Annotated in this window: 13 protein-coding genes; 7 read left to right on the plus strand and 6 right to left on the minus strand. The window is 44.3% G+C overall.

The window, feature by feature from the left end; translation table 11 throughout:
* Both ABYB02_RS08860 and ABYB02_RS08865 read right to left on the minus strand, forming a co-directional pair.
* On the minus strand, positions 1 to 912 hold a 912-nt coding region (locus tag ABYB02_RS08860; RefSeq protein WP_372762108.1), incomplete at its 3' end, for an AMP-binding protein.
* Between the two features lie 115 nt (positions 913 to 1,027).
* Positions 1,028 to 1,879 (minus strand): alpha/beta fold hydrolase, encoded by an 852-nt coding sequence (locus ABYB02_RS08865; protein WP_372762109.1) that lies wholly within the window; start codon positions 1,877 to 1,879, stop codon positions 1,028 to 1,030.
* Between the two features lie 333 nt (positions 1,880 to 2,212).
* Here ABYB02_RS08865 and ABYB02_RS08870 point away from each other — a divergent pair, with 333 nt between their 5' ends.
* Positions 2,213 to 3,502: an alkaline phosphatase gene (locus ABYB02_RS08870; protein WP_372762110.1), complete on the plus strand. Its 1,290-nt coding sequence runs from the start codon at positions 2,213 to 2,215 to the stop codon at positions 3,500 to 3,502.
* A 234-nt stretch (positions 3,503 to 3,736) separates the two neighbouring features.
* Here the strand turns inward: ABYB02_RS08870 and ABYB02_RS08875 are convergent, their stop codons facing one another.
* From ABYB02_RS08875 to ABYB02_RS08890, 4 genes are all read right to left on the minus strand, one after another.
* Positions 3,737 to 4,066: a hypothetical protein gene (locus ABYB02_RS08875; protein ID WP_372762111.1), complete on the minus strand. Its 330-nt coding sequence runs from the start codon at positions 4,064 to 4,066 to the stop codon at positions 3,737 to 3,739.
* Positions 4,067 to 4,145: 79 nt separating this feature from the next.
* On the minus strand, positions 4,146 to 4,850 hold the full coding sequence (gene tsaB / locus ABYB02_RS08880; RefSeq protein WP_372762112.1) for a tRNA (adenosine(37)-N6)-threonylcarbamoyltransferase complex dimerization subunit type 1 TsaB: 705 nt from the start codon (positions 4,848 to 4,850) through the stop codon (positions 4,146 to 4,148).
* A gap of 9 nt (positions 4,851 to 4,859) precedes the next feature.
* A complete protein-coding gene (locus ABYB02_RS08885) occupies positions 4,860 to 6,776 on the minus strand; it encodes an ATP-dependent DNA helicase (protein ID WP_372762114.1) in 1,917 nt (638 codons plus the stop codon).
* Positions 6,777 to 6,946: 170 nt separating this feature from the next.
* Positions 6,947 to 7,186, minus strand: a complete 240-nt coding sequence (locus ABYB02_RS08890; protein ID WP_372762115.1) for a hypothetical protein — start codon at positions 7,184 to 7,186, stop codon at positions 6,947 to 6,949.
* Between the two features lie 419 nt (positions 7,187 to 7,605).
* Between ABYB02_RS08890 and hisG the strand changes: the two genes are divergently transcribed.
* The 6 genes from hisG to ABYB02_RS08920 are packed head-to-tail and all read left to right on the plus strand — an operon-like array spanning position 7,606 to position 13,319.
* Positions 7,606 to 8,505: an ATP phosphoribosyltransferase gene (hisG, locus tag ABYB02_RS08895; RefSeq protein ID WP_372762116.1), complete on the plus strand. Its 900-nt coding sequence runs from the start codon at positions 7,606 to 7,608 to the stop codon at positions 8,503 to 8,505.
* A 5-nt stretch (positions 8,506 to 8,510) separates the two neighbouring features.
* Complete coding sequence (gene hisD / locus ABYB02_RS08900; RefSeq protein ID WP_372762117.1) at positions 8,511 to 9,812, plus strand: histidinol dehydrogenase; 1,302 nt, start codon at positions 8,511 to 8,513, stop codon at positions 9,810 to 9,812.
* Complete coding sequence (hisC, locus tag ABYB02_RS08905; protein ID WP_372762118.1) at positions 9,802 to 10,905, plus strand: histidinol-phosphate transaminase; 1,104 nt, start codon at positions 9,802 to 9,804, stop codon at positions 10,903 to 10,905. The genes hisD and hisC overlap by 11 nt, the downstream gene beginning before the upstream one ends.
* Positions 10,902 to 11,963, plus strand: coding sequence for a bifunctional histidinol-phosphatase/imidazoleglycerol-phosphate dehydratase HisB (hisB, locus tag ABYB02_RS08910; protein ID WP_372762119.1), 1,062 nt, complete (start codon positions 10,902 to 10,904; stop codon positions 11,961 to 11,963). Before hisC ends, hisB begins: the two co-directional genes overlap by 4 nt.
* Entirely contained in the window at positions 11,960 to 12,550 is a 591-nt protein-coding gene (hisH, locus tag ABYB02_RS08915; protein WP_372762120.1) for an imidazole glycerol phosphate synthase subunit HisH, read from the plus strand. The genes hisB and hisH overlap by 4 nt, the downstream gene beginning before the upstream one ends.
* A gap of 31 nt (positions 12,551 to 12,581) precedes the next feature.
* A complete protein-coding gene (locus ABYB02_RS08920; RefSeq protein ID WP_372762121.1) occupies positions 12,582 to 13,319 on the plus strand; it encodes a 1-(5-phosphoribosyl)-5-[(5-phosphoribosylamino)methylideneamino] imidazole-4-carboxamide isomerase in 738 nt (245 codons plus the stop codon).
* The last annotated feature ends 132 nt before the right edge of the window (positions 13,320 to 13,451 follow it).

Here is a 13,451-nt window from a genome sequence, read left to right on the forward strand (position 1 = left end):
CCCAGTAATGGCAGTAAATTTACTTTTGCTTAGCTCTTTTATAAAGCCTGGCATATCACGTGGGTTTGTGATCAGTATGTTTAAGCCACCGTATTTCATAAAGGTAAGACAGTTAGCGGTTAACGCAAAAATATGGTAGAGCGGTAACGCGGTTACCACCACTTCTTTACCGCGATCCAGCACCGGATCTAAACAGCCCGATACCTGTTCAAGGTTACCCACTAAATTACCATGGCTTAGCATCGCCCCTTTAGACACCCCGGTGGTACCGCCGGTGTATTGTAAAAACGCTAAGTCAGTTAAATTAACATCAGGGCGAGTATAGGCGTTGCTGTCTGCGGTTAACAAATCACAAAAACTTATCGGGTTAGGCAAATTGTAGCTTGGCACCATTTTTTTAATGTATTTAACTACAAAGTTGACCAGATGCTTTTTCACACCGCCCATCATGTCACCTACTTGAGTAACCACAATATGTTTAACATCGGTATGCGGGAGTGCTTTTTCGAGTGTGTCGGCAAAGTTTGCCAAGATAAATATTGCCACGCTGTCTGAGTCTTTAAGTTGGTGCTCAAGCTCACGCACAGTATAAAGTGGGTTCACATTCACAACCACACAGCCGGAACGTAAAATACCTAAAATAGAGATGGGCGTTTGTAACAAGTTCGGCATCATTACAGCCACTTTGTCACCTTTTTTCAGGCCTAAATCATTTTGAATATAAGACGCAACTTGTTTAGTAGCCGTATCAATTTCATCATAAGACAAGGTTTTACCCATATTAGTAAATGCAGGTAAATCTTTGTAATCAGAAAAACTTTTTTCAAACACTTCGAGTAATGACGCGTAATGCTCAGGATCGATTGTTTCAGGCGTACCTTCTGGGTAGCGCTTAAGCCAGATTTTTTCCACTCTTAGCCCCTGTTTATAGTTATATTTTTATTAACCTTAATCTAAGTAAGGCACTTTGACAATTGAGCAAATACTCTAATGTTAGAATAATCCCACATTTAACCGCAATATACAATTAACCCCCGCTATTTTGCACTATAAATGACTGAACCTGTTCAAAACAGTGCTTACTGCTCTGCATATGGCAGTGGTGCCCGCCTTCAACCCTCGCAACGCTTAAGTTATTGTAATAGTTAGCATACTTTTTTAGATTATCAGTTACAAATTGATAACCTTGGTTGCCTATTATTAACTGACACGGCGCGATTAAATCTTTTATTGCAGCAATACATTGCGCCTCATCAAAGCGAAAACCAGAGTGATTTTTAAGCTTGGGGTCGGTCGTTAACGCAAAACCGCCCTCAACTGCGGTAATATTACGCGCCATTAAGGTGCTAATATGTGCGTCAGTTAAATCGCTAGTCTGTGCACGCGCGGCATAAATCTGCTGTTTAGATTGATAAACCCGCGTTTTTTTTGTTTTTACTCGCGCACGATTTAACACCGCACTTTTTAATTGCTGACACACCTCGGCGCTGGGTGTAGTGACACAGCCAATGCCTTCTATAAAGGTAACCGACTTAACGTAGTCACTAAAACAACTGGCGAATAAACCCGCCACCATAGCCCCCATAGAGTGCCCCACTAGGTGCACTTTTTTTACCCCCAATGCATTAATAAATTGAAATACATCGTCTATGTAATCAACAAAGTAATAATGCGCATCGGGGCTGCGCCATGAGGTTAACCCATGCCCGGCAAAGTCAAGGCAATACCAAGTTTGCGCTGACTGCTGCTGTGCAAGCATAGGCATAAAACTGCCACTATTGTCGAGCCAGCCATGAAGGGCAATCACCACTTCATCGCCACTACCGGTTTTTAAGCCATGTATATTTAAATGTTCGAGTTGTATATTGAATGGCTGCATACTTTTGTTCCTTACCTTTAGCCTGCTGTTACCACAAATCGATTGGCTAATATTCAGCTATCAATTACGCGCAAGCACACTGTAAGCTAAACGTGTTGCGGTTGCCAACACAATGCACACGTAGCTCACGTATTGAGTGTATTTATTGATTTTAATAACAGCGCAATACAGCGCACTAAGGCTAAACGCGTCGGCGCTAATACCGCAACTAATACCGCAAAGATTAGGCGCCGTGTTTTTAGCTTAGTGATTCATCGCGATTAATTTATTTATCATCTTAACTGTATACAATGGGCTAAGTGATTAAATAGGTACACGTATAATGGGACAATAATGAAAAAACAATTTAGTTTAATGGCACTTTTACTCGCAACATCCAGCGCTTATGCCGAGCAAGCAGCGAAAAATATAATATACATGATTGGCGATGGTATGGGGCCCGCCTACACCACTGCGTATCGCTATTTTAAAGACGATGCAAGTACTAAAGAGATTGAAAGCACTGTTTTTGATAGTATTCTCACCGGCATGGCACACACCTACCCTGACGATCACACCTATGTCACCGACAGCGCTGCCAGCGCCACCGCATTAAGCAGCGGGCAAAAAAGCTATAACGGCGCTATCGCCGTAGATACAGCCAAGCAGCCTGTTAACACTATGCTAGAAATAGCCAAACAACGCGGCATGACCACCGCCTTGGTCGCCACCTCGCAAATTAATCACGCCACCCCCGCTAGTTTTGCCGCGCATAATGAATCGCGTAAAAACTACGATGCCATTGCCAATGACTATATTGATAATAAAATTAATGGCAAATTACCGGTCGATTTACTGCTAGGCGGTGGCACGCACTATTTTATTCGTGAAGATCGCGACTTGGTGGCTGAGTTTAAAGCGGCTGGGTATCAATACGGCGACGACATTAGCCACTTAGCAGAGATCACTCAGTTACCGGCGATTGGCTTATACGCCCCTAAAGCGCTACCCTTTGCATTAGATAAAAACCCTACGCGGTTAACACAGCTTACCGCCAAAGCCTTTGAATTATTAACCAAAAGCAATGACACTGGTTTTTTTGTGATGATCGAAGGCAGCCAAATTGATTGGTGTGGTCACGCTAACGATATCGCCTGCGCAATGGCGGAAATGGATGATTTTGCACACTCTGTTACGCTCGCGAAACAGTATGTAGATGCCAACCCCGATACCATTTTAGTGGTGACTGCTGACCATTCAACGGGTGGCCTAACCTTAGGTGCCCACGGCCAATATAAGTGGGACACAGAGGTGGTGAAAGGCATCAAAGCCAGTGCGTCAAAATTAACTCAGCTGTTAATGGCGGCATCCGACTTAGCGCCGGTTTGGGCTGCGCATAGCAGTATTGAGTTTACCGTGGAAAATAAAATTAAACTCGAACAAGCAAAAAAAATGGGCGAGAAAACGTTAAATTTAGCAGTGAAAGATATTATTAATACCGCCAGTTTTACCGGCTGGACGACGGGTGGACATACCGCGGTTGATGTACAAGTATTTGCCTATGGTAAAGGCAGCGAACAATTTATTGGCTCACAAAACAATACCGAGATAGCCGATAAGTTAATTAACGTTATCAACAACTAGCTCTGCTATTGCAGTTATCGCGGTAAAACTTAACAGCGTTTTAGCTTACAGTCATTGTTATCAGCTTTTTGCCGCACAGCCTACACAAAACAATATTAATCACAAAGCCCGCTTTGATAGTCGGGCTTTTTTTGCGGTCAATATAACGCCCAATACATAACTAAAGTGCAAGAAAAAGCCCAGTATATAATTGTGTTATATACTGGGCTTTAAAAACAGTAACTATTGCACTTGTTAGGCGTAAATATCAACACCAATTAAGTCTTGCACTGCGGCGCGACGTTCTAAATTAGCAAACTCTGTATAGGTAGAAATCGCCTTACTAACCTTAGCACTAGGTTGGTCGTAAATAGTTTGGCTATACTGCGTATTTTGCGCATTGCTTTGAAAAAACTGCTGTGCCAGTACCTGCCCTTCACGGCTGTTTTTTACATAGTCGTTTGCTGTTTTTTGCGCGTCAGGAGCTGCTAACAACCCTTGGGGTTTGTTAGTTACACTGTGTGTAGCGGTTATTTTGCCGGGAATATCGCCGGTAAAAAATCCGGAACCAATAGGCAGCGTCATTACGCACCTCCAACCTTAAAACATAATTAAAATTATGATTTAAAAACAATCAATTTGCAAATACTGGCAATATAAATCTCTACTCACGTCCTGGTAGCTTTTTCCAGGTAACGGTGTCACGTACGTATTTAGGTTGCGCGTCACTGGCTTTCACGCCATTGCCTGCTAAATAGTGTGCGTCAACAATGGCTAACATAAAGCGCGCATCAGGGAGCGTTATGTTCGTATCTATCACCAGATTGTCGTAGTCATGGAGTGTGTCTGGGTAGCTTTTAAACCCCGTGCCCACGCCAACCGCAGCCTGACTGAGATCACTAATATGCTGTTTATTCAATAACTCAGGTTTAATCACACACTCATCACCCTGCAACTGCATAAGGCCATTATGTGCCTGATAATGAGCGAAATAAATTTCCCCCATACGCGCATCTATACTTGAGTAAACACTGTTGTGGCCATGCTGCTCCAAGGCTTGTTGCGCCATGATAGCAAGTGTTGACACTCCCACTAAGGGTAAATTACACGAATACCCCAGCCCTTGCGCTATAGCGACACTGATCCGCACACCGGTAAAACTGCCAGGACCTTGGCCAAACCCTATTACGTCTAAGTCTTTTAATTTACAGTTCGCTTTACTTAACAGTGTGTCTACTAATGGCAGTATTTTTTGACTGTGCTGCTGCGGACACTCTTCAAAATGATGAAATGTTTGGCCCTGATAATGCAGTACAATTGACAGTGCTTCCGTTGAAGCATCAAGGGCAAGAATATTACTTTTGATCATTTGATTACTCTAATTAATTTGTTGTAAAAATTTATTGGCATCTTCTAAGCTCCGCGTGCGACGCATTGGCGGTAAGCTTTTTAAAAATACTTGCCCATATTGGCGTGTCACTAAGCGGTTATCGCATATTACTAGTACGCCTTTGTCTTTGCTGTCACGTATTAAGCGCCCCACGCCTTGCTTGAGTGCTATCACCGCTTGCGGTAATTGAATATGTGCAAACGGGTCTTTACCTTGCATTTGGCAGTCTTGCATTTTCGCTTGCAGTAACGGATCGTCGGGCGCAGCAAAGGGTAATTTATCAATAATAACACAACTAAGTGTGCTACCTCGTACATCGACCCCCTCCCAAAACGAAGCCGTGCCTAACAGCACCGCATTACCATGGCGGGTAAACTTTTCGAGTATAATACGTTTCGACATTTGCCCTTGCATGTATACCGGGTAATCGATTTGCGTGGTTAAGCCTTCGGCTACCAAGTGCATCATACGATAACTGGTAAATAGTACAAAGCATCGCCCTTGCGCCGACTTTATCAGCTCAAGCGTTAATTTAACAATCGCATGGGGCATATTATCGGCATGCGACTCAGGAAGATAACGCGGTAAACATAATAATGCTTGATTAGGGTAATCAAACGGGCTATCCACCATCATGCTTTGCTTTGGCGTTAACCCTAAGCTGGCATTAAAATGGGCTAAATTATTATCCACTGATAAGGTGGCCGAGGTAAACACAAACCCAGCCGCGCTATCTTGCATCATTTGCGCAAATTTAGCTGAAATATTAAGTGGTGTGATGTTGATGGTTAAAAAGCGACGTGTTGTTTCGTACCAATAACTAAACCCGGTTTGTGCGGTATCAAATACTCGCTCTAACTGGCCTTTAAATGCCAGTGTACGCTCAAACGGGTGTTCAATTTTATCACTTCTCTCTAAACACAACTTTAATACTTGATACACAAAATCGAGATCACTGATCACACGGTGCAATGCGGCGCATATCTGTTTATCGCTGAGTTTTTCTCGCCAATCACCGCGACTACCATCAATTCCAAACTGTAAGCGTAAGTCGGCCACACTGGTTTCAAGCTTATTTAAGCTTTTGCCAAGCTGTAACATGTCAGGAATTTCGGCGCGATAGATAGCGCGTAGGTCGTTAATCAAATCCACCAGCTTTTTTGTACTCACGCTTTCACCAAAATAATCACTGGCAATTTCACTTAACTGGTGCGCTTCATCAAAAATATAGGCATCTGCTTTAGGCATTAACTCGGCAAAACCACTTTCTTTTACTGCCATATCAGCAAAAAATAAATGGTGGTTGATCACCACAATATCAGCCTCTGCCGCCGTTAAACGCGCCTTACGTATATAACAGTCTTGGAAGTCTGGGCACTCTTTACCTAAGCAATTATCTGCCGTTGAATTTACATAAGGTAATACCTTGGCATCGTCTTCAATCCCCACACAGTCGGCTAAGTCGCCCGACTGCGTTTCACTGGCAAACTTAGCCACCATCGCTAATTGATGCATTACGTCGGGGTCGTCTGTGGGTACGTGCGCCACGTGCTGGTTAAGGCGATAAGTGCATAAATAGTTTGCACGCCCTTTTAGTAGCGCTGTTTTTTTAGCCGCACCAAGTGCTTTCACTAATTGCGGCAAGTCGCGATGATAAAGCTGTTCTTGTAAGGCTTTAGAGCCAGTAGAAATAATAGTGCGGCCTTTCGATTTAAGCGCCGGTGCCAAATAAGCAAACGTTTTACCGGTGCCGGTACCCGCCTCGACCACTAACTGAGAGCTGTTTTTTAGGGCATCTGCAACCGCCACGGCCATATCGATTTGCGGCTGGCGTGGGGTATACCCCTTTAAGGATAATGCTAACGGCCCGGTTGCACTGAACAGCTGTTTGATAATATCAATCACTTTACAAGAAATAGTAGCGGGATTTTACGTAAGCGAGGCAACAAGGGCAAGCGAATACAAAAGCTAAGAGATAAATAACTATCGCTGAATTTTTTTGTCGCTCAATTTGATAGTAAGCGCAGTGCGCTTTGGCACACGCCATAGGTAATAAATGATAAACGCCTGCTTATTTATGCCCATGTATCTAAGTGTGTTTCCGCCTCTTGGTCGGCTTCGCTACTGGGGGTGTTATCACGGTGATCTTCAATTGCTAAGCGTTTTTGCTTTTTTTCTAATTCACGTTTTTTACGTTCTTCAAGCTGCACTTTATCTGATCGGGTACTTTTACTTACCCCAGCAATATGAAAAGCGCCTTTAGGTTCAAGTGTTAATCGCGTTATTTGCCCTAAATAAGGGATCATAATATCCATCACTACTTCCTTCACATAATTCTGCGATTATTTATCACGCAATAGCGCACAATAAATAATCAATCATACACTGTTAGTATAGTCTGCTCTGGCCAATATTAGCGGCAGTTATAAGATATTCTTTAATTATGAAAAAAAGTGCTTGCCAGAATGTAAACGAATATGTTTTTATGAATGCGAAATTTAAATAAACCACATAGCAACTGCCCGTTATTAACGTGCCGTTTAATAGGAAAAAATAATGCGCTTTAACCTGACATCAATGCATCACCATCATTCATCGGAATAACCTGTCAGGTATTTCGCTGAGAGGTTATTCCTAAAAGGAACCTCTAGCGATTGATAAAATATTGATTCATTTTTCGCCCCGAGGTTCCGCCTCGGGGCTTTTTAGTTTTTAATTTAAAGGAAAATGAACAATGAATAACAGCACTCGTCTACGTATCGCCATCCAAAAAGGCGGCCGCCTATCTAAAGATTGCCAAGAGCTATTAAAACAACTGGGCATTAAACTTAACCTGCGTGAACAACGCTTGATCGCGCACTCTACCAATATGCCAATAGACGTACTACGGGTGCGCGATGACGATATCCCTGGTTTAGTCATGGAAGGGGTGTGTGATTTAGGCATAGTGGGTGAAAACGTGTTAGTAGAAGTGCAAGCTGAACGCGAGCGCCTCGGCGTGCCAAGCGACGTAACCAAGTTAGCTAAATTAGACTTCGGGTTTTGTCGTTTAGCACTGGCGTGGCCTCAAGAGCTTGGCCAGCAAGATAAAAGTTGGTTTGAAGGCAAACGCATTGCCACCACCTACCCTGAAATTTTAAAGCAGTATTTAAAGCGTGAAGGCATTAACGCCAGCACCGTGATGCTCACCGGCTCTGTTGAAGTTGCTCCTCGCGCAGGGTTAGCGGATGCAATTTGTGATTTAGTATCTACCGGCGCCACGCTTGAAGCCAATGGCTTAATGCAAGGCGATACCATCTTAGAGTCAAATGCTTGTTTAATTCAAAATAAAGATTTACAAAATAGCGATAAGCTCGCGCTGATCAACAAGCTAATGCCGCGTTTACGTGGAGTAAAACAAGCAAAAGAAAGCAAATACATCATGTTACACGCACCAAAAGATAAACTTGATGAAATTTGTGAAATTTTACCTGGTTCGGGGCAACCTACGTTATTGGCTCTTGCCGGCTCTGACGACTACGTCGCGTTACACATGGTAAGCAGTGAAACCCTGTTTTGGGAAACCATGGAGCAGTTAAAATCACTCGGCGCTAACTCTATTTTAGTCATGCCTATTGAAAAAATGATGGAGTAACACGCATGTTTCGTTGGAATGAGGAGTCTGTAGCAGCACAAACAGCGGCGCTTAACCGCCCCGCTGTGGCTGCAAGCAGTAAAGTTGAAGCAATTTGTAAAACCATTTTAGCCGATGTAGCACAGCAAGGTGATGCCGCTTTGATAGCACTGGCTAAAAAGTTTGATAACCGAGCCAACCCGAGGTTACAGGTGCCTGTTGCTGAAATAAACGCGGCAGAGCACGCACTCAGCCCAGAGCTTAAGTACGCCATTGACACCGCGTATGCAAACGTCAAATGCTTTCATCAAGCGCAATTACCTAAAGATATTAAACTGACAACGCAACCCGGTGTTGAATGTGAGCTTAAATACCAAGCCATTGAAGCGGTAGGTATTTATGTGCCTGGTGGCAGTGCGCCCTTACCTTCATCGGTCATCATGCAAGGCGTATTAGCGCAGCTAAGTGGCGCTAAAACCGTGGTATTAACCACCCCAGTGCAAGGTGAGCAAAGTATTAATCCAGCGATTTTATACGCGGCAAAATTGTGTGGTATTAACACCATTATTGAAAGTGGTGGCGCCGGTGCGATTGCTGCTATGGCCTACGGCACAGAATCAGTACCAAAAGTGAATAAGATTTTTGGCCCAGGTAACAGCTTTGTCACCATGGCAAAACAATTGGTGGCACAAACCATTCCTGGTATGGCGATTGATATGCCAGCTGGTCCATCCGAAGTGTTAGTGATTGCCGATGAGCGTGCTAATCCTGAGTTTATTGCCGCCGATTTACTGTCTCAAGCAGAGCACGGTGCAGACTCACAAGTTATTTTACTCAGTAACAGCGAAGCCATTATTGCACAAACGCAAGAGGCGCTGACTCGTCAACTTGCTAACTTAAGCCGAAAAGACACTGCTGAGCAGGCGTTAGCGAATTCGTCGCTTATTTTAGTTGACTCAATAGCCCAAGCGTTTGAGGTGTCAGCACAGTACGGCCCTGAGCACTTAATTTTACAACTAGCCGATGCCACTCCTTACCTAGATAAGGTAAAGAATGCCGGCTCTGTGTTTGTTGGTGATTACACTCCCGAATCTGCGGGCGATTATGCCTCAGGCACTAATCACGTGTTACCCACGTATGGCTACAGCGCCACGTATTCTAGCTTAAATTTGTTAGATTTCTTTCGTACTTATACCGTGCAAACCATTACTAAAACCGGCTTAACCCAACTTTCAAAAGCGATTATTCCGCTGGCCAATGCAGAAGGCCTTGATGCCCACGCAAATGCGGTCGCTATCCGTTTAGAGGCAATTAATAATGAGCAATAATAGCCAAGCAGCGTCAGCTTTATTACCCAATAACATTGCCGCACTGGCGGCGTATAGCTCAGCTAAAAGTGAAAAGCTAACCGGCACAACGTGGCTCAATGCCAACGAAAGTCCGTATGCAGAAAGCCTTGAGCTGACAATTGCAGATTTAAATCGTTACCCCGACCCACAACCACAACAGGTGATTGACCGCTACGCTGCGTATAGTCAGCTTGAAAGCGACAATGTGTTAATGACCCGTGGTGCTGATGAAGGCATTGAGCTGTTAGTGCGTACGTATTGCGAACCGAGTAAAGACAGTATTGCGCTATTTTTACCCACCTATGGTATGTATAAAGTCACGGCCGATACGCATAACGTAGCAATAAACGCTCTAAGCCAAGCGTTATTACTTAATGGCAGTGTTGCTGACATCGTGACCGCGGTAGGTAGTTCAAAACTGGTGTTTATTTGTAATCCCAATAATCCCACTGGCAGTTTAACCCCGCTTGATAAAATTAAGGCGCTTGCCACGGCACTTGCCGACAAGGCACTGGTTATTGTGGATGAAGCGTATATTGAGTTTTGCCCAGCGCACAGCGCTGCGCAGCTTATAAAGCAGTTTAATAACCTGGTAGTGCTGCGTACATTATCTAAAGCGTTCGCATTAGCAGGCCTTAGAACCGGCTTTACTTTAGCACCGGCACACTTACTTGCCCCCATTCGTAAAGTTATTGCACCGTACCCAGTGTCAACCGTGGTTGCATCGATTGCCGCCCAAGCACTTACCAGTGATGCCATTGCGCTGATGCGCGAGCAAGTTGAAGTATTAAACAATTTAAAACAGCAATTAATCACCTGGTTGCGTAGCTCTGGGGCTGTATTAAAAATTCTCACTGGAGAAGGCAATTTTGTTACTTTAAGATTAGCTAACAAAAACTATTTTAATCAGGCACTTGAGCAAGGCTTAGTGATGCGTGCTTTTACCCTTTACGGTGAAAATGACTGGCTACGCATTTCAATTGGCAGCGAGCAAGAGCTTAAACAAGTAAAAATTTGGTTAGATGGCCTCACATTGCCTTCACCACTATCAGCAGGACAAACCGTATCATGAGTAACCCGTATTTATTTATCGACCGCGATGGCACCATTATTGAAGAGCCCGTCAGCGACAAGCAGGTAGACAGCCTTGAAAAGCTGGCATTTTTACCCGGTGTCATTCCTGCTTTATTACAACTACAAGCGGCCGGGTACCGCCTCGTTATGGTGTCGAACCAAGATGGCTTAGGCACCGATAGTTTCCCCACTGCTGATTTTGATATTGCGCAAGATAAGATGATGGAGATATTACAAAGCCAAGGTATAAGCTTTGATGAAGTATTAATTTGTCCACACTTTGACGAGCAAAACTGCGATTGCCGTAAACCTAAAACCGGTTTACTCACCGAACTGATGCGCTCAGGCAAGGTCGACTTAGCCCGCTCTTATGTAATTGGTGATCGCCAAACCGATATTGGCTTGGCGCAAAACTTATGTTGCGAAGGCATTTTATACACGGGCAGCTGGCCGGCCATTGTTACTCAACTCACCACAGCAAATCGCGAAGGCCGCGTTACTCGAAACACCAAAGAAACACAAATTGATGTGGCGATTAATCTAGATCAAACAAAGAACGGCAGCATAACCACAGGGTTAGGTTTTTTTGATCATATGCTTGATCAAATTCGCACCCACGCCAATATTGGTTTAAACATCAATGCCAAAGGCGATTTACACATAGACGAGCACCACCTTGTTGAAGACATAGGAATTGCACTGGGTGTGGCATTAAAACAAGCGCTTGGCACCAAGTCGCAAATTGCCCGTTATGGCTTTGCACTGCCGATGGATGAATGTAAAGCCGAGGCACAAATTGATTTATCGGGGCGAGCCTCGTTTGTACTCAACGCGAACTTTAGCCGTCAACAAGTTGGTGATTTAGACGTACAAATGGTTGAGCACTTTTTTAAAAGCTTATCGGATAACGCGGCCATCAGCCTGATTTTATCGGTGAGCGATGGCAACTGTCACCACCAAGTAGAAGGTTTATTTAAAGCTTTTTCACGCGCACTGCGCATGGCGATTGCACAAGATACCAGCCAGCAAACCGCCAGCTCTAAGGGGTGTTTATGATTGCGATAATTAACACCGGGTGTGCCAATATTAATTCAGTACGTTTTGCGTTTGAGCGTTTAGGGCACACCCCCACGGTGATCACCTCACCTGGGCAACTGGCCGGATTTGAACGCGCTATTTTACCGGGTGTGGGGCATGCTTCTGTGGCCATGAAACGCTTAGTTGATAACGGTTGGCAGCAAGCAATAAACGAATACCAGCGTCCTTTAATGGGGATTTGTTTAGGGATGCAGTTACTGTGTGAAAGCACCGAAGAAGGTAACGTGCAATGCTTAGGCAAAATACCCGGCCATGTTAAAGCACTTGATGTTGGCACGCTCACCTCTCCGCACATGGGCTGGAACAATCTGACCATAAACCAAGCGCACCCATTAACCAAAGGGCTAAGCCCTGACGAGCAAGTGTACTTTGTGCATAGCTTTGCGCACACGGTAAACGACGCGACGTTAGTGAGCGGGCAGTACGGGCAAACTTTTTCTGCTATCGTTGCCAAAGACAATTATGCCGGCATGCAATTTCACCCTGAGCGCAGTGCTAAAACAGGCACCCGTTTATTACAAAACTTTGTTGATTGGCAGTTATAAACTGCCCTCCTAAACTAAAAAGAGATTTATCGTGATTATTCCCGCATTAGATGTATTACAAAATCAAATTGTGCGTTTGTATCAAGGAAAATATGATACCGCACAGTTTTACCCCTTTGAGCTGGGCGCTCGATTAAAAGCCTACGCCGACAGTGGCGCAGGCAAACTGCACCTCGTCGATTTAGAAGGTGCGCGTGATCCGAGTAAAAAACAGTGGCAGCTCATTCAAGCCGCCACTAAAGCGCTCAATGTACCCTATCAAGTGGGTGGTGGTATTCGTGCAGAGCAAGATGTGAGCGATTGGCTAAAAGCAGGTGCAAACCAAGTGGTGATTGGTTCAATGGCAGTCGAACAGCGTGAACAAGTTCAAGCGTGGATAGAGAAATTTGGTGCACAGCATTTTGTGATTGCCCTTGATGTAAACAAAACCACTAACGGCTGGGCACCGGCCACACACGGTTGGCTAAACGAATCTGAGTTTAGCTTATTTGAACTGATCGATTTTTACGTTGACCTGGGTGTTATTGACTTTTTATGCACGGACATCAGTAAAGATGGCACCATGAGCGGCCCGTCGTTTGCGCTTTATGAAGATTTAATTAATCATAATGCAGATATTAAAGTGCAAGCCTCAGGTGGGGTAAGCTCACTAGCAGACATTAAACAACTTAAAGCGCTGGGAGTCGGTGGCGTCATTTTAGGCAAGTCATTACTCGATGGTGCCTTTAGTGTTGAAGACGCGTTGGCTTGTTATTCCACTCACGAATAAGCAAACTAACAAGCACATAGCCGTGATGTTATGTGCTTTTTTAAACCCAGCTTTTAGCGCATGCTGCTATTGAGCGCTCGCCAGTAAACTGTAACTTGCAGAGCCAACAAAACATCCATAAAACGTCAGAAG

It is taken from the genome of Pseudoalteromonas sp. (genome assembly GCF_041613455.1).
Lineage (GTDB): Bacteria > Pseudomonadota > Gammaproteobacteria > Enterobacterales > Alteromonadaceae > Pseudoalteromonas.